The sequence below is a fragment of the Klebsiella sp. Sb-30 genome, from assembly GCF_057652795.1.
On the sequence record NZ_CM172749.1, the window covers coordinates 858448 to 875525 of the forward strand.

The following is a 17078-nucleotide window of genomic DNA, read 5'->3' on the forward strand; positions in this document are numbered from 1 at the left end:
AGTCATAAGCTAATGTGATGTCCTGATTTAGCTTATGGTTTAGCGCCGGGTTCGGTGGTAAGTTCAGGCAAAAGAGAACGTTTGCGTCGGTGCCCGGACATGGCGCCGACGGCGGATTTCGTGGTGCGAAATCGCCCCAATGACATCGCCCAACCCAGTAGCGGGTTCCGTTTTATTCGATGAGGAAAAGATGGCTCAACAGACTCCGTTGTATGAACAACACACGCTGTGCGGCGCTCGCATGGTGGACTTCCATGGCTGGATGATGCCGCTACATTACGGTTCCCAGATTGATGAGCACCACGCGGTGCGGGGCGACGCCGGTATGTTCGATGTCTCGCACATGACCATCGTCGACTTCCACGGCAGCCGCATCCGGGAGTTTCTGCGCTATCTGCTGGCTAACGATGTCGCGAAGCTGACGGTACCCGGCAAAGCGCTGTATACCGGTATGCTTACCGCATCAGCCGGCGTCATCGATGACCTGATTGTCTATTTCCTTACCGAAGATTATTTCCGCCTCGTTGTTAACTCCGCCACCCGTGAAAAAGACCTCGCCTGGATTACTCAACAGGCTGAACCCTATGGTCTTGAAATGACCGTCCGTGACGATCTTTCGCTGATTGCCGTACAGGGACCACAGGCGAAAGCGAAAGCGGCAACCCTGTTCACCGACGCACAGCGTCAGGCCGTAGAAGGGATGAAACCGTTCTTTGGCGTGCAGGCCGGCGATCTGTTTATTGCGACCACCGGTTATACCGGTGAAGCCGGGTACGAAATCGCCATGCCGAATGAGCAGGCTGCTGATTTCTGGCGTGGCCTGCTGGACGCAGGCGTGAAGCCGTGCGGTCTGGGCGCTCGCGATACCTTGCGTCTGGAAGCGGGGATGAACCTGTATGGCCAGGAGATGGATGAAAGCATCTCTCCGCTGGCTGCAAATATGGGCTGGACCATTGCCTGGGAACCGGCAGATCGCGCGTTCATCGGCCGCGAAGCGCTGGAGCTGCAGCGTGAAAAAGGTACCGAGCAGCTGGTGGGTCTGGTGATGACCGAGAAAGGCGTCCTGCGCGGCGGTTTGCCGGTGCGCTTTAGCGATGCAGACGGTAATCAGAAAGAAGGTATTATCACCAGCGGCACCTTCTCCCCGACGCTGGGCTACAGTATCGCGCTGGCGCGCGTACCGGCCGGTATCGGCGAGACGGCCATTGTGCAGATTCGCAACCGCGAAATGCCGGTAAAAGTGACTAAACCTGTTTTTGTACGCAACGGCAAAGCCGTGGTGTGATTCCCCCTTTTTGGAGATTAATTGATGAGCAACGTACCAGCAGAACTGAAATACAGTAAAGAACACGAATGGCTGCGCAAAGAAGCTGACGGCACCTACACCGTCGGGATCACCGAACATGCCCAGGAACTGCTTGGCGATATGGTTTTCGTCGATCTGCCGGACGTTGGCGCAACCGTTGAAGCGGGTGACGACTGCGCGGTTGCCGAGTCGGTGAAAGCTGCTTCGGATATTTATGCCCCGATTAGCGGCGAGATTGTGGCGGTGAACGAAGAGCTCAACGACTCTCCGGAGCTGGTGAACAGCGACCCGTACGCGGACGGCTGGATCTTTAAAATTAAGGCCAGCGATGAAGCGCAGGTTGCGGCTCTGCTTGACGCGGACGCCTATGCGGCGCTGCTGGAAAACGAGTAAATATCTTGCCCCTTCACGCTGCGGGCATCTGCTGCCGGCAGCGTGAATGATTTTTGCCTGTTCAGGTAAGTAAAGACACATACGATTCACTGCACGTTTCAGGAACCATCGCTCATGACTCAGACTTTAGGTCAGCTTGAAAACCGCGGCGCCTTTATTGAACGTCACATCGGTCCGGATGCTCAGCAACAGCAGGAGATGCTGAACACCGTCGGCGCCGATTCGCTTAACGCCCTGATTGGCCAGATTGTGCCGCAGGATATTCAGCTGGCGACACCCCCGCAGGTGGGTGACGCGACTACCGAATTCGCCGCGCTGGCGGAACTGAAGGCGATCGCCGGTCGCAACAAGCGCTTCAAGTCTTACATCGGCATGGGTTACACCGCCGTGCAGCTGCCGCCGGTTATTCAGCGCAATATGCTGGAAAATCCGGGTTGGTATACCGCTTACACCCCTTACCAGCCGGAAGTTTCCCAGGGCCGCCTGGAATCACTGCTGAATTTCCAGCAGGTGACCCTCGATCTGACCGGGCTGGATATCGCTTCCGCGTCACTGCTGGATGAGGCGACCGCCGGCGCTGAAGCGATGGCGATGGCCAAACGCGTCAGCAAACTGAAGAATGCGAACCGCTTCTTCGTTGCCGCCGATGTACATCCGCAGACCCTGGATGTGGTGCGCACCCGCGCCGCAACCTTTGGCTTTGACGTCATCGTTGATGAGGCGGAAAAAGCGCTCGACCATCAGGACGTTTTCGGCGTGCTGCTGCAGCAGGTGGGTACCACCGGCGAAATTCATGACTACAGCAAGCTGATCGCCGATCTGAAAGCACGCAAAGTCGTGGTCAGCGTCGCCGCGGACTTCATGACGCTGGTTCTGTTGACCGCACCGGGCAAACAGGGGGCTGATATCGTCTTCGGCTCCGCCCAGCGTTTTGGCGTGCCGATGGGCTACGGCGGTCCGCATGCGGCCTTCTTTGCTGCAAAAGATGAATTTAAACGCTCGATGCCGGGCCGTATTATCGGCGTATCAAAAGATGCCGCCGGTAACACCGCGCTGCGTATGGCGATGCAGACCCGCGAACAGCATATCCGTCGCGAGAAAGCGAACTCCAATATTTGTACTTCCCAGGTACTGCTGGCAAATATCGCCAGCCTGTACGCGGTGTTCCACGGGCCAGAGGGCCTGAAGCGCATCGCCAGCCGCATCCACCGACTGACCGATATTCTGGCCGACGGGCTGCAGAAAAAAGGGCTCAAGCTGCGCCACGCTCACTACTTCGACACCCTGTGTGTGGACGTGGTCGACAAAGCGGCGGTGCTGGCACGCGCCGAAGCGCTGGAAATTAACCTGCGCAGCGACATCCATAACGCCGTTGGCATCACTCTTGATGAAGCGACAACCCGCGAAGATGTGCTGAACCTGTTCCGCGCTATTATTGGCGACGACCACGGCCTGGATATCGATGCCCTGGATAAAGACGTGGCCCTCGACAGCCGCTCGATCCCGGAAAGCATGCTGCGTAACGATGCGATCCTGACGCACCCGGTGTTCAATCGCTACCACAGCGAAACCGAGATGATGCGCTACATGCACTCGCTGGAGCGTAAAGATCTGGCGCTGAATCAGGCGATGATCCCGCTGGGATCCTGCACCATGAAGCTCAACGCCGCGGCGGAAATGATCCCGATCACCTGGCCTGAGTTTGCCGAGCTGCACCCGTTCTGCCCGGCAGAGCAGGCGGAAGGTTATCATCAGATGATCGCCCAGCTCTCCGACTGGCTGGTAAAACTGACCGGTTACGACGCCGTCTGCATGCAGCCAAACTCCGGCGCACAGGGCGAGTACGCGGGCCTGCTGGCTATTCGCCATTACCACGAAAGCCGCAATGAAGGCCATCGTGATATCTGCCTGATCCCAAGTTCTGCGCACGGCACCAACCCGGCGTCGGCACAGATGGCCGGCATGCAGGTGGTGGTCGTGGCCTGTGATAAAAACGGCAACATCGATCTCGCGGATCTGCGTCTCAAGGCGGAGCAGGCGGGTGAGAACCTCTCCTGCATCATGGTGACCTACCCGTCAACGCACGGCGTGTATGAAGAGACGATCCGCGAAGTGTGCGAAATCGTGCATCAGTTCGGCGGTCAGGTTTACCTCGACGGCGCTAACATGAACGCCCAGGTTGGTATTACTTCTCCGGGCTTTATCGGCGCGGACGTCTCGCACCTTAACCTGCACAAAACCTTCTGCATCCCGCACGGCGGCGGCGGTCCGGGTATGGGGCCGATCGGCGTCAAAGCGCATCTGGCGCCGTTTGTTCCGGGCCATAGCGTGGTACAGATCGAAGGGATGTTGACCCGTCAGGGCGCGATTTCTGCCGCACCGTTCGGCAGCGCTTCCATTCTGCCAATCAGCTGGATGTATATCCGCATGATGGGCGCCGAAGGGCTGAAACAGGCGAGCCAGGTGGCCATCCTCAATGCCAACTACATCGCTACTCGTCTGAAAGAGGCGTTCCCGGTGCTTTACACCGGTCGCGACGGTCGCGTGGCGCACGAATGTATTCTGGATATTCGTCCTCTGAAAGAAGAGACCGGCATCAGCGAGCTGGATATTGCCAAGCGTCTGATCGACTTCGGCTTCCACGCACCGACGATGTCCTTCCCGGTGGCCGGTACGCTGATGGTTGAGCCGACGGAATCAGAAAGCAAAGTCGAGCTGGACCGCTTCATCGACGCGATGCTGGCGATTCGTGGGGAAATCGACCGCGTGAAAGCGGGCGAGTGGCCGCTGGAAGATAACCCGCTGGTGAACGCCCCGCATACCCAGGGAGAGCTGGTGGCGGAATGGCATCATCCGTATACCCGTGAGCTGGCGGTATTCCCGGCCGGTCTGGCGAATAAATACTGGCCGACGGTGAAGCGTCTGGACGATGTCTACGGTGACCGTAATCTGTTCTGCTCCTGCGTACCGATGAGCGAATACCAGTAATTCACTGACTGGACTATCTTTTAAAGGCGCTTCGGCGCCTTTATTTTTTGGGGGAGAGGATGGCGATAGCACTGATTACCGGCGCCAGCCGCGGAATAGGTAAGGCGACGGCGCTGCTGCTGGCACAGGAAGGGTATACCGTGGTGGTTAACTATCATCACAACATTAGCGCGGCGATGGCGGTGGTCAACGAGATTGTCGTCCTCGGCGGCAAAGCCGTTGCGCTGGGGGCCGATATCAGCGACGAGGCGCAGGTCATGGCGATGTTTGATGGGATCGACCGTCTTGAGGAGCCGCTGACCGCGTTGGTTAACAACGCCGGTATCCTGTTTGCGCAAAGCACCGTGGAAAACCTGACCGCCGGGCGGATTAATCAGGTGCTGAGTACTAATGTCACCGGCTATTTCCTCTGTTGCCGGGAGGCGGTGAAGCGGATGTCATATCGGCACGGCGGAAAAGGCGGGGCGATCGTCAATGTTTCATCGGCGGCATCGCGTCTGGGGGCGCCGGGGGAATATGTGGATTATGCCGCCTCGAAAGGGGCCGTGGATACGCTGACCACCGGACTGTCGCTGGAAGTGGCGGCGCAGGGGATTCGCGTTAACGGCGTGCGTCCCGGCTTTATCTATACTGAGATGCACGCCTCCGGCGGCGAGCCTGGGCGCGTGGATCGGGTAAAAGCGGGGCTGCCGATGCAACGCGGCGGGCAGCCGGAGGAGGTCGCACAGGCCATCGCCTGGCTACTGAGCGAGAAAGCCTCCTATGTGACCGGAAGCTTTCTCGAACTGGCCGGTGGGAAATAGTCCGCTGCCGGAGAGTCCCGGGCGGCGACGTGCGCCCTTCCCGGTCAGCCGTTTTGCGAGCTGATGTTATGACGCCAGCCACAGCCGCAGGCGCATTCCCCAACCGCTGGTCCAGCCGGTGGTGATCGACTTAACCTCGCCGCGAGAGATGACGATAAGCGTTGGCGTGACCTGAACGCCCCACTGGCGAGAAAGTCCGCCGTCGGGGTCGTTAACCGTGGGCAGCGCCATTTTCTTATGCGCCAGCCAGTTGGACAGCATGGCATCATCCCCGGAACGGAGCGCGACGGTCATGACATTGCCGCCGTTGCTCGCCAGCGCCGCTACGGATGGCGTCGTGTAACGGCACACTCCGCACCAGGTCGCCCAGACGTAGATCAGCAGCGGGCGCTGCTGGCTCATGGCGTGCAGATCGACCACGTTACCCTCCAGCGTCTGCAGCGGTGTAGTCGTCAGATTCGGCGGCAGCGCAGGCCGACGCAGATAATCCATCCCCACGATGAGCGCGCCGGCCAGCAGCAGCAGGATCATCAGCTCGCGCAGCCAGCGGCGTAATTTACTGACCATCGGCTTTTGCCAGCTGTTCTTTCACCAGCCCCTCCAGCTCCTGATAAGGAATCGCGCCGGCGACCATTTGATCGCCGATAATCGTCGCCGGGGTGCCCTGAATATTCAGCACCTGAGACAAAATCAGGTTCATCTTCAGCGAGTCCATTGTTTTATCATCGGTTTTCACCCCATCGGTCGCGGTTTTTTGCTGCGCGGCGAGAATACTCGCATTGTCGTGGTAGCCCTTTTTGGCCATCAGCCGCTGATGCAGCGCCCAGAATTTATCCGGCTGCTGGCGCCATGTGGAGAGCGCGGCTTTGGCGGCGTTAACCGAACTTTGCCCCTTAAACGGCAGCAGTTTTACAATCAGCAGGACATCAGGGTTATCGTGAACGATCTTCTCCAGCATCGGATCGAACTGCTTACAATACGGGCAGTTGTAATCGGTAAACGAGACGATAGTCAGGCGCGGCGCTCTGGCGCCCAGCCGCGGGCTGTCGGGATCGTTAAACAGCAGCTTTGCTAGCTGGTCGTTGGCGGAGGCATCCGCGGGTTCTGCCGGGGCGGCAAGGCTGAAGGTTGAAACGCACAGCAGAAGGAGTGCAGCGATGATTCTCATGATTATTGACCTTTTGCATCGGACAGAGTGGCGAGGAGTTCGTCGCGGCTGAGCAGCGGAGACAGCACGCGGCCCTGGGCTAATCCCGGTCCGTAAATTTGATTGAAGGGAACGGCGGCGCTGCCGCGAGTGGTCAGAAAGCGGCCGATCGCCGCCGACGGGCGACTCCAGTCGCCGCGCAGGGCCACCACGTCTGGTTCAGAGAGGGCGTTCTGAACGTCATCGCGCAACAATACGTTGTATTTATTGGCTTTGCAGGTGACGCACCAGTCGGCGGTGACGTCAATAAACAGTCGCTTATTGCTTGCCAGCGCATCGCTAATCGCCTGTTCGCTGAGCGGCTGCCAGTTCACGCGGTCGCGTCGCGATGTCTGGCCGTCAGGCGGTGACAGAAAAGCGACGACCCCGGTGACAGCTAACGTCAGCACGCCAGCCTTCAGCGTCGTGCGCCAGCGATAGCGCCAGAGCGTCGCCAGCAGCAGCGCGAGGGCCAGCAGCGCCGTCAGGGCGATAACCGGTATCCGACCGATATGCGCCGTCAGCAGGCTGAGCAGCCATACGGATGATCCCAGCATCATCAATCCGAGTATCACGCGCAGGACGTTCATCCAGCGTCCGGGGCGCGGCAGATGCCGGGCGAGACCTGGCCAGGCGGCAACCAGCAGCCACGGCAGACTCATGCCGACCCCCATGGCGAGGAAAATGCCCCACAGCAGCGGCAGCTGCGCGACCAGCGCGACCGAGATAGCGGTACCGAGAAACGGCGCCGTGCACGGCGTGGCCAGTAGCGTTGCGAAAGCGCCCTGGCAGAAATGGCCCATCAGACCCTTGCCGCCGCGGGTCGCCAGAAATGTACTGGTGCCGGAGGAGAGGCGAATCTCAAACAGCCCCAGCAGGCTGGCGCTGAACAGCACCATCACCAGCGCCATCGCGCCGATAAACCATGGGTTCTGAAACTGAATGCCCCAGCCCAGCGCCTGATTCCCCAGGCGAAGCAGAGTCATCATCAACGCCAGCGCCAGAAAGGACGCGACGATGCCGCAAACCGAGGCCAGAAACTGCCGGCGTACGGTTGCGCGCTCGCGCGTCCCGGTCTGCACCAGCGAACCGAGTTTCATGGCCAGTACCGGCAGGACGCAGGGCATAACATTCAGAATCAGCCCGCCGGCAAGGGCCATCAGCAAGACCCACCATAAAGCCGGCGCCTGCGCCGGGAGGCCTTCGCTAACGATCGACGTGCTCTCCTGCGCCAGACCGCTGTCGGCAAGGACCAGCGACAGACGTTTGCCGCTGAGGTCAGGTGCCGCCTCACCCCAGCTGTCGGTGACCGGGATCTGCGCGACCAGCGTCTCGCCGTTCAGTGAGAAGGTGGGTTTGCCGAAATCGACATTCTCCATGCTGTCGATAAACAGCGACGGCTGCCGCCAGCCGGCTTCGCGAACGGCGGTAACCGTGAGCTTTCCGCCGCCATAGGCCGAGGTCAGCCGGGACGTCAGGCCGTCCGGGCGCGGGAGCGTGCCCAGTGCGCGGGTAAAATCATAGCCAAAGCCATCTCCCGCAGCGGTGGTCATATCCAGCGCAAAGGGATAGTCGGTCAGAATGCAGACATTGCTACAGGTGGAAAGTGTCAGCACGCCGCTTAAGATCTGCGGCACCGGTCCGTGGATTTCCAGCGGAAAGCTGACGTTACCGTGGTAGCCCTGGGTGGTGATTCCCGCGACGTCAAATCGCTGCGGCGTTGGCCAGTGCCAGGTGACATCCAGCGGCGTTTTCCAGGCGATAGCGGGCGCAATGCCGCCTTCCCCCGGGGAGCGCCAGTAGGTTTTCCAGCCTTTTTCCAGCGCCACATCAAGCAGCAGGCGCGTTGTGCCGCTATCGTCGTTTTGTGCGCGCAGCCGGACGCTGGCGTGTTGATTCTCAGCGGCGCGCAGCCAGCCGCTGTCGGCGGCCTGGCTGACGGGCAGCCATAGCCAAAGCAGGCAGACCAGCAGTCGCCTGAATACCATAAGCATAAATTTTCTCCGTAAATGATTGATTAACCTGAACTGTCAGGGAAATCCTCATTCACGGAAGACGCACAATCGCAAATGCACCCGTAGCCGGGGAGGGGAAATAACGCGGGGAGGCCAGAGGCGGACAATGCGCGGCGGTATTGCCGCCAGCAGCGTGAGCAGTAGCGCGACGGCAAACAGCGCGCCTTCAAACAGCACCGGCGGGGCGGCGAGCAGTGATTTCGCACTCAGCTCGCAGGGAGTTACCGGCGCTTCGGCCGTATCCTCACCCTGCTGGATCGATTGCGTCACGGCGGTAGCATTCATGACCAGCGCGTGCAGCCCGGCCATACGCTGCGCGGTGCATACCAGCACCACCAGACAGGCAAGGGCTACAAGAAGAATGGCTTTCCGCTGTCGCTTAATCATTTTCGCCTCTGTGATTCACGAGGCTTATCTTATCGGGCGAACGCGTTTTAGCAATGTTAAAGCTGTAAAGAAGTGTCTGTAAGACCGGCAAGCGCCCTCTCCTCTGGCGAGGCGAGGGCGCGACTGAGAGGGAATCAGAGATTTTCGCCGTTGCTGGCAATGACCTCTTTATACCAGTTGAAACTTTTCTTACGCGAGCGGGACATGTCGCCGGTGCCATCGTCATGTTTGTTCACGTAGATAAAGCCGTAGCGTTTGCTGTACTGGCCGGTGGTAAAGGAGACGCAGTCGATACAGCCCCACGGGGTATAGCCCATCAGTTCGACGCCATCGTAAGTCACCGCTTTGATCATCTCTTCCACATGCGCACGCAGGTAGTCGATACGGTAGTCGTCGTTGATGCTGCCGTCTTCTTCAACTTTGTCGTAGGCGCCGAAGCCGTTTTCAACGATAAACAGCGGTTTCTGATAGCGTTCGTACAGTTCGCACAGCGAGTAGCGCAGGCCCACCGGGTCAATCTGCCAGCCCCAGTCGGAGGCTTTGACATGCGGGTTCGGCACGCTGCCTTCGAAGCCGGAGATGGCATCGCCGCTGCCGCCTTCCGCTTTGACCGCGTTGGTCATGTAGTAGCTGAAACCGAGGTAATCGCAGGTGCCTTCACGCAGGATCTGTTCATCGCCCGCTTCCATCACGATGTTAAAACCGCGGCGCTCCCACTCGTTGAGAACATAGGTCGGGTAGTAGCCGCGCAGCTGCACGTCGGTAAAGACGTAGCGTTCACGCATCGACTCCTGGGCGAACATCACGTCTTCCGGCTTACAGGAGAACGGATAGAGCGCCACCATTGCCAGCATGCAACCAACCTGCATCTGCGGATTGATGCGTCGCGCCGCTTTCACCGCCAGCGCGCTGGCAACGAACTGGTGATGCAGCACCTGGTACATGGTCTCTTCCGGGTTTTCGTAGTCGGTATAGACCACGCCGGAACAGCAGTAGCCGAACAGCGGGGCGCGCCAGTTGCGCTGGTTATTGATCTCGTTGAAGGTCATCCAGTATTTTACTTTGTGCTTATAGCGCTCGAAGACCACTTCGGCGAAGCGCACAAAGAAATCCACCACTTTGCGGTTGGTCCAGCCACCGTACTGCTGCACCAGATGCAGCGGCATTTCGAAGTGGGAGAGGGTGATCACCGGCTCGATGTTGTACTTCAACAGCTCATCGAACATGTCGTCATAGAACTTCAGCCCCTCTTCGTTCGGCTGAGTTTCGTCGCCGAGCGGGAAGATGCGGGTCCAGGCGATGGAGGTGCGGAAACATTTGAAGCCCATCTCGGCGAACAGCTTGATGTCTTCTTTGTAGCGGCCGTGGAAATCAATGGCTTCGTGGTTCGGGTAATATTTACCCGGCTCTACCTGGTGGGTAATCTCGCGCGGTACGCCGTGGGCGCCGCCGGTCAGCACGTCGCAAATACTCGGGCCTTTGCCGTCTTTATTCCAGCCGCCTTCCACCTGGTGCGCCGCGACCGCACCGCCCCATAAAAAGTCTTTCGGTAAGGTGATTTTTTTCATCTTTGCTCGTCTCATCAAATAGCATCTGTTTACGAGTCTAACAAAGGGAATATAAATGTCACGATATAACAATTTCCCTCAGCTGGAATATGTTACATCGAAAAAACAGGGTGTTATTTTCAGGCGAGTTTACGTGCTAATTTACGCCCCAGGGACTCCAGAATATAAATAACCGGAATTTGGGTGGTAATATCATACACGCCGCCGATGCGCGTTTGCGGGACGTGCCAGGAGAGGTTGAAGTCTGCCAGCTTCGCCAGTCGGGAGTGTTCATGGCTGGTCACCGACATTACTTTGCAGTTGTGCAGGCTGAACTGGCTGGCGAAGCGGAGAATCTCTTCGGTCTCCCCGGAAACGGAAAGAACGATCGCCAGCGCGTTACGCGCCATGTCGTTGGTGACCGGGAAATAAGGATCGTCGATATGATTGCTGAATTTCCCGACGTTGGAGAAAAAGCGTGCGCCATATTTTGCCAACGCGCCGGAGGTACCGGCGCCGACAAATATAATACGTTCTGACGCGAGAATAATATCGACGGCACGATCGAGTAAATTATCAAATTCGTCATTGTTGACGCTTTTAAAAAAACTCATTATTTCACTGGCACCGATATTTGCCTGTTGTGGGTGGTTCTGCTCGAGATATAATTTAAAGCGGACGCGAAACTCCGAGTAGCCTTCGCACTGCAGTTTGCGACAAAAGCGCAGGACGGTGGTCGTGGAGACCCCGGCGGCTTCTGCCAGCTCGCGGATGGTCATATACATCACTTTGTCACGATTCTTAATGACGTAGTGGTAGACCATCATCTCAAGATTATTGAGACTGGCGATCGCGGCGTGGGAGAACATACTCACAGTAATAACTCACAATTCATAATGACCAGGATGGAATTATATCATGCAGCCGAATGACATAACCTTTTTTCAGCGCTTTCAGGACGACATCCTCGCCGGGCGCAAAACCATCACCATTCGTAATGCCGCCGAGTCGCATTTTAAAACCGGCGACGTGCTGCGCGTTGGCCGCTATGAAGATGACGGCTATTTTTGCACGATAAGCGTGGTGGCGACGTCCACGGTAACGCTCGATACGCTCACGGAACGTCACGCCGAACAGGAGAATATGACCCTCGCGCAGCTGCGTCAGGTCATTGCGGAGATCTATCCAGGCGAAGACCAGTTTTATGTTATTGAATTCAAAAGGCTTTGATAAAACAGCGAACGACTGTTAGTTGAAATTTTAATGTAACATTATGATTTTATAGTGTTTACAAATATTAATCTTTTTATTTTAGCTAACAGGTGTTCACTGGAATCATTCTCAGTTACCCTAGGTGAGCATTGAAAGCGTTCTTGTTTTCGGAGTCAAATATGGTTCGCAAACCATTAATCACACAGGGTTATTCTTTGGCAGAGGAAGTCGCCAACAGCATCAGTCACGGTATCGGGCTGGTATTTGGCATCGTTGGCCTCGTCCTCCTGCTGGTGCAGGCGGTCGACAGCAACGCCAGCGCAACGGCGATTACCAGCTATAGCCTGTACGGCGGCAGCATGATTATGCTGTTCCTCGCCTCTACCCTCTATCATGCAATTCCCCATCAGCGAGCCAAGCTGTGGCTGAAAAAATTCGATCACTGCGCCATCTATCTGCTGATAGCGGGAACCTATACGCCTTTTCTACTGGTAGGGCTCAATTCACCGCTTGCGCGCGGCCTGATGGTGGTCATCTGGAGCCTGGCGCTGCTGGGGATCTTGTTTAAGCTCACCATTGCGCACCGCTTTAAGGTCCTCTCACTGGTGACCTATCTGACGATGGGCTGGCTGTCGCTGATCGTGGTTTATCAGCTGGCGATCAAACTGGCGGCTGGGGGGGTAACGCTGCTGGCGGTCGGGGGCGTGGTGTATTCGCTGGGGGTTATCTTCTACGTCTGCAAGCGCATTCCTTATAACCATGCAATCTGGCACGGTTTTGTGCTGGGCGGCAGCGTATGTCACTTCCTGGCCATTTATTTGTACGTCGGTCAGGTATAAATAAGAGGCCGCATCGGCGGGGAATTTCCCGGCGGTGCGGCGCTTGCCGAAACGACAGCACCGCACAGTCCGGGATGTTGCCGCCTGAAGAGCCTGGCAGCGTTAAGGCGATCTTCGCGCTTTAACTCTCTTCCAGTGAATAGGGCAGCGGAACGATGCTTAATGTACCGGCATCATCGCGCACGCGGAAGACGCTGTCTGGTTCCATATCGTTATTCATCACGACCTGCACCAGCAGTTGACCATCATCCAGCAGCACAGCTGCCAGCACGGTGCCGGTCCGGCGCCAGTTCTCACCCATCTTCAGCTCAAGGTCTTCTCCGGCTTCCGGGACGCGGCTCGCTTTCCCGGCCAGATACCACAGGGCGCGTTTGTTCGCACCGCGGAATTTCGCCCGGGCGACCATTTCCTGACCGGTATAGCAGCCTTTCTTAAAGCTGATGCCGCCCAATGCCTGCAGGTTTGTCGCCTGCGGGATGAACTGCGCGCTGTTGGCGCTGTCTATGACCGGCAGGCCGGCTTCGATGTTGAGCGCCAGCCACTGCTGGCTGTTGTTCAACTGCGCATCGCTGCGCAACGCGTCGGTTACGCGGGTGGCGGTTGCCACATCGGTCACCAGCAGAAAGCGCTCCGCCGGATGTTCAAACCACAGCAGGCTGGTCACGCCGTCGCTGACGAGCGGTTTGTCGCTGCCCGGAAGTTCGCTGAACAGCGGCGCCAGCGCGGCGCGGGCCTGGAAACCGGCAACGCCCAGCAGGACGTGTTCATCATCGGCGGCAATGGTCACTTTAGAGAACACCGCATATTTCTTCAGTTCAGCGAGCTGGGAATCGCGCAGGCTGCGGCGTTCAATCCAGGTAAAACCACCGTCGCGGCGGAAAACCCGCAGATTGCTCCACATCTTGCCCTTGGCATCGCAGTGCGCGGCAAGCAGATGCCGATCGTCGGTTAATGCGCTGACATCGGCGGTAATCTGCCCCTGCAGATACTTCTCGCCATCCTGACCGGTAATCGTTGCCAGCGCCCAGTCATCCAGCGTCATCAGCGTTAACGGCAGACGAGAGGAAGAAGAAGGCTGACGCGGAGGAAAAGGTGTAAAAGCCATAGTCATGTCCTGAATAGCTTAACGCAGAGTGAATAGCTAATGGTAAAAGAGCTATGGTGCAATGCAAGTGCTTTTGGCAGGCCATTTGTGCCCTGAAAGCACAAACGGGGAAACAAAGGAGAAAGATAAAGCCATATTTTAAATATGGTTTTTGTGGAATGGCGTTCTCTGTTCTCGATATTGCTGTAAAGTAAGTGCAAAAAACGGGTTAAACTAACCTATCAACAACGTCTTGTCAGGCAGCGCTTCGGCGACCTGAAGGGCGCGTAAGACTCTCTTTATGCTGGAAGGACAACATGGACATTACGAATAAAGCCCGCATCCACTGGGCATGCCGCAGGGGTATGCGTGAACTTGATATCTCCATCATGCCGTTTTTCGAGTATGAGTACGATACGCTCAGCGATGAAGACAAACAGCTGTTTATCCGTCTGTTAGAAAACGACGATCCGGATCTGTTTAACTGGCTGATGAATCATGGCGAACCGGCTGATGCGCAACTGCAACGGATGGTAAAATTAATCCAGACTCGGAATCGGGAACGTGGTCCTGTGGCAATCTGATTTACGCATCTCCTGGCGCTCACAGTGGTTCTCGCTGCTGCTGCACGGCATTGTGGCGGCTATTGTGCTGCTGATGCCCTGGCCGCTGAGCTACACGCCGCTATGGCTATTGCTGCTGTCGCTGGTGGTGTTCGACAGCGTGCGCAGCCAGCGGCGGATCCACGCCTGTCGGGGGGAAATAAAGCTGATGACCGATTCGCGTTTGCGTTGGCAAAAAGCGGAATGGGAGATTGTCGGCACGCCGTGGGTGATTAATAGCGGGATGTTGCTGCGTCTGCAGGATATGCAAACGCGTCGCCGCCAGCATCTGTGGATCGCTGCAGACAGTATGGACGCCAAAGAGTGGCGAGATCTGCGCCGGTTGGTGTTACAAAAACCGGCACAGGAGTAAAAGCCTGTCAGGCGAACTGCTCAGCCATTTCGCCGAGGATTTGCTCGCACCAGTTCTGGATGCGATCGTCGCTCAGGTCATACTGGTTCGTCTCATCGAGCGCCAGGCCAACAAACAGCTGGCCATCGGCGATAATCGGTTTCTGGCTGGTGAATTCGTAACCTTCCGTCGGCCAGTAACCGATAAACTTAACGCCTTTGGCGCTCAGTTTGTCGTGCAGCATTCCCAGTGCGTCAAGGAACCATTCGCCGTAACCCAACTGGTCACCCATGCCATACAGCGCCACAATTTTATCCTGCAGATCCAGTGCGTCCAGCTGTTGCCAGACGGCTTCCCAGTCTTCCTGAATTTCGCCGAAATCCCACGTCGGGATACCGAGAATCAACACGTCATACTGTGTCATCAGGGAAGGGGAATCATCTTTCAGATTATGCAGCGTCACTAATTCCGGGCCGATGATATCGCGGATCTTCTCCGCTGCCATCTCGGTGTAGCAGGTACTGGAGCCGTAAAAAAGACCTATGTTCATGGCGTAAACATCTCAATTCATGCGGTGATTTTGCGGCTAGTTTATCAGAAAGCCGCCGTCAGCCGCATACTTAAGCTGTTCCGCCAGCCGGCCGGGAAAAAACAGCGCCGCCGTTTTTGCCAGCCGGGCCACTTATTTGGGTATACTGAAGCCGTTTTAACGAGCAAAGAGGGCGATGTGAAAGAGGATCTCGCACGAATCGAACAGTTTCTTGATGCCTTGTGGCTGGAGCGCAATCTGGCGGAAAATACGCTGAGCGCCTACCGTCGGGATCTGACGATGGTATTGGAATGGCTGCATCATCGCGAGTTATCGCTGGTTAGCGCCAGCGGCGAGGATCTTCAGGCGCTGCTGGCCGAGAGACAAACGGGCGGCTATAAAGCCACCAGTACCGCGCGGCTGTTGAGCGCCGTGCGCCGTTTCTTCCAGCACCTCTATCGGGAGAAAATTCGTCCGGATGACCCCAGCGCGCTGCTGGCGTCACCGAAACTGCCGCAGCGGCTGCCGAAAGATCTGAGTGAGGCTCAGGTCGAACGTCTGCTGCAGGCGCCGCTGGTCGAGCAGCCTCTGGAACTCCGCGATAAAGCGATGCTTGAGGTGCTGTACGCGACCGGCCTGCGCGTGTCGGAACTGGTGGGCCTGACGATGAGCGACATCAGCCTGCGTCAGGGCGTCCTGCGGGTGGTGGGTAAAGGGAACAAAGAACGGCTGGTCCCGCTTGGCGAAGAGGCGGTGCTGTGGGTTGAGAACTACCTGGAGTACGGGCGCCCCTGGCTGCTGAACGGCGTGGCATCTGATGTGCTTTTTCCAAGTCAGCGCGCGCAGCAAATGACGCGCCAGACCTTCTGGCATCGGATTAAGCACTATGCCGTGCTGGCCGGAATAGATAGCGCGAAGCTCTCCCCGCACGTTTTACGCCATGCGTTTGCCACGCATTTACTTAACCATGGCGCAGATTTACGCGTGGTACAGATGCTGTTGGGACACAGCGATCTCTCAACGACGCAGATCTACACCCATGTCGCGACCGAGCGTCTGAGACAACTTCATCAACAGCACCACCCGCGGGCGTGAGTGCTGAATAAAAGGACTGAGTATGAAAAAAGGTTTATTGATGTTTACGCTGCTGGCGGCGACGCTGTCCGGTGCGGCCCATGCGGATAACGCGGCTATCAAACAGTCGCTGGCTAAACTGGGCGTACAGAATACGGATATTCAGCCATCGCCGGTTGCCGGAATGAGCACCGTACTGACCGACAGCGGCGTGCTGTATGTGACCGATGACGGTAAACACGTCATCCAGGGGCCGATGTATGATGTCGGCGGCGCACAGCCGGTAAACGTCACCAACGCGCTGCTGGTGGGCAAGCTGAACGCGCTGGAAAAAGAGATGATTATCTATAAAGCGCCGCAGGAAAAACACGTTATCACCGTTTTCACCGACATCACCTGCGGCTACTGCCACAAGCTGCACGAAGAGATGAGCGACTATAACGCGCTGGGAATTACCGTTCGCTACCTGGCCTTCCCGCGCCAGGGCCTGCAAAGCCAGACCGAGCAGGATATGAAAGCCATCTGGTGCGCCAAAGATCGTAACAAAGCGCTGGATGACGCGATGAGCGGTAAAGGTATTCAGCCGGCGAGCTGCCAGGTCGATATCAGCAAACACTACACGCTTGGCGTGCAGTTCGGCGTTAACGGCACGCCGGCGATGGTGCTGAGCAACGGCTACGTGCTTCCGGGTTATCAGGGGCCGAAAGAGCTGAAAGCCTTCCTTGATGAGCATCAAAAACAGACAAGCGGTAAATAATTCG

At 57.3% G+C, this 17078-nt stretch carries 18 protein-coding genes; 10 read left to right on the forward strand and 8 right to left on the reverse strand.

Going from position 1 to position 17078, the window contains the following annotated elements; translation table 11 throughout:
- Positions 1-190 precede the first annotated feature (190 nt).
- The 4 genes from gcvT to AC236I_RS04165 all read left to right on the forward strand — a co-directional run bounded on the left by gcvT (position 191) and on the right by AC236I_RS04165 (position 5490).
- A complete protein-coding gene (gene gcvT, locus AC236I_RS04150) occupies positions 191-1285 on the forward strand; it encodes a glycine cleavage system aminomethyltransferase GcvT (protein ID WP_015585775.1) in 1095 nt (364 codons plus the stop codon).
- Positions 1286-1309: 24 nt separating this feature from the next.
- The gene (gene gcvH, locus AC236I_RS04155) at positions 1310-1699 is read left to right on the forward strand and encodes a glycine cleavage system protein GcvH (protein WP_004867393.1); all 390 of its coding nucleotides are present in this window, start codon (positions 1310-1312) and stop codon (positions 1697-1699) included.
- 114 nt (positions 1700-1813) lie between these two features.
- Complete coding sequence (gcvP, locus tag AC236I_RS04160) at positions 1814-4687, forward strand: aminomethyl-transferring glycine dehydrogenase (RefSeq protein ID WP_487608697.1); 2874 nt, start codon at positions 1814-1816, stop codon at positions 4685-4687.
- A 59-nt stretch (positions 4688-4746) separates the two neighbouring features.
- Positions 4747-5490 (forward strand): SDR family oxidoreductase, encoded by a 744-nt coding sequence (locus AC236I_RS04165; RefSeq protein ID WP_015585777.1) that lies wholly within the window; start codon positions 4747-4749, stop codon positions 5488-5490.
- Between the two features lie 66 nt (positions 5491-5556).
- Here AC236I_RS04165 and AC236I_RS04170 read toward each other — a convergent pair whose 3' ends face one another.
- The 6 genes from AC236I_RS04170 to AC236I_RS04195 all read right to left on the reverse strand — a co-directional run bounded on the left by AC236I_RS04170 (position 5557) and on the right by AC236I_RS04195 (position 11494).
- Positions 5557-6057, reverse strand: a complete 501-nt coding sequence (locus AC236I_RS04170; RefSeq protein ID WP_015585778.1) for a protein disulfide oxidoreductase — start codon at positions 6055-6057, stop codon at positions 5557-5559.
- Complete coding sequence (locus AC236I_RS04175; protein WP_015585779.1) at positions 6047-6658, reverse strand: DsbA family protein; 612 nt, start codon at positions 6656-6658, stop codon at positions 6047-6049. The genes AC236I_RS04170 and AC236I_RS04175 overlap by 11 nt, the downstream gene beginning before the upstream one ends.
- Before the next feature lie 2 nt (positions 6659-6660).
- The gene (locus tag AC236I_RS04180; RefSeq protein ID WP_487608698.1) at positions 6661-8670 is read right to left on the reverse strand and encodes a protein-disulfide reductase DsbD family protein; all 2010 of its coding nucleotides are present in this window, start codon (positions 8668-8670) and stop codon (positions 6661-6663) included.
- A gap of 48 nt (positions 8671-8718) precedes the next feature.
- Positions 8719-9078 carry a hypothetical protein gene (locus AC236I_RS04185; protein WP_004867377.1) on the reverse strand — a complete coding sequence of 120 codons (360 nt, stop codon included), beginning with the start codon at positions 9076-9078 and terminating at the stop codon, positions 8719-8721.
- A gap of 134 nt (positions 9079-9212) precedes the next feature.
- Complete coding sequence (locus AC236I_RS04190; protein WP_004867372.1) at positions 9213-10646, reverse strand: 6-phospho-beta-glucosidase; 1434 nt, start codon at positions 10644-10646, stop codon at positions 9213-9215.
- 119 nt (positions 10647-10765) lie between these two features.
- The gene (locus tag AC236I_RS04195; protein WP_015585782.1) at positions 10766-11494 is read right to left on the reverse strand and encodes a MurR/RpiR family transcriptional regulator; all 729 of its coding nucleotides are present in this window, start codon (positions 11492-11494) and stop codon (positions 10766-10768) included.
- Between the two features lie 49 nt (positions 11495-11543).
- Here AC236I_RS04195 and yqfB point away from each other — a divergent pair, with 49 nt between their 5' ends.
- Both yqfB and trhA read left to right on the forward strand, forming a co-directional pair.
- On the forward strand, positions 11544-11855 hold the full coding sequence (yqfB, locus tag AC236I_RS04200) for a N(4)-acetylcytidine aminohydrolase (RefSeq protein ID WP_004867365.1): 312 nt from the start codon (positions 11544-11546) through the stop codon (positions 11853-11855).
- 161 nt (positions 11856-12016) lie between these two features.
- Positions 12017-12676: a PAQR family membrane homeostasis protein TrhA gene (gene trhA, locus AC236I_RS04205; protein WP_004867362.1), complete on the forward strand. Its 660-nt coding sequence runs from the start codon at positions 12017-12019 to the stop codon at positions 12674-12676.
- 121 nt (positions 12677-12797) lie between these two features.
- Here trhA and ygfZ read toward each other — a convergent pair whose 3' ends face one another.
- Positions 12798-13781: a tRNA-modifying protein YgfZ gene (ygfZ, locus tag AC236I_RS04210; protein WP_015585783.1), complete on the reverse strand. Its 984-nt coding sequence runs from the start codon at positions 13779-13781 to the stop codon at positions 12798-12800.
- 296 nt (positions 13782-14077) lie between these two features.
- On the opposite strand from ygfZ, the gene sdhE reads away from it, so the two are divergent.
- Complete coding sequence (sdhE, locus tag AC236I_RS04215; RefSeq protein WP_004867358.1) at positions 14078-14344, forward strand: FAD assembly factor SdhE; 267 nt, start codon at positions 14078-14080, stop codon at positions 14342-14344.
- Positions 14325-14735, forward strand: coding sequence for a protein YgfX (locus AC236I_RS04220; RefSeq protein ID WP_004867355.1), 411 nt, complete (start codon positions 14325-14327; stop codon positions 14733-14735). The genes sdhE and AC236I_RS04220 overlap by 20 nt, the downstream gene beginning before the upstream one ends.
- Before the next feature lie 7 nt (positions 14736-14742).
- On the opposite strand, the gene fldB is transcribed toward AC236I_RS04220, so the two are convergent.
- Positions 14743-15264, reverse strand: a complete 522-nt coding sequence (gene fldB, locus AC236I_RS04225; protein WP_004867353.1) for a flavodoxin FldB — start codon at positions 15262-15264, stop codon at positions 14743-14745.
- 177 nt (positions 15265-15441) lie between these two features.
- Here fldB and xerD point away from each other — a divergent pair, with 177 nt between their 5' ends.
- On the forward strand, positions 15442-16338 hold the full coding sequence (gene xerD / locus AC236I_RS04230; protein ID WP_032718225.1) for a site-specific tyrosine recombinase XerD: 897 nt from the start codon (positions 15442-15444) through the stop codon (positions 16336-16338).
- A gap of 22 nt (positions 16339-16360) precedes the next feature.
- Positions 16361-17074, forward strand: coding sequence for a bifunctional protein-disulfide isomerase/oxidoreductase DsbC (gene dsbC / locus AC236I_RS04235; protein ID WP_004867349.1), 714 nt, complete (start codon positions 16361-16363; stop codon positions 17072-17074).
- The last annotated feature ends 4 nt before the right edge of the window (positions 17075-17078 follow it).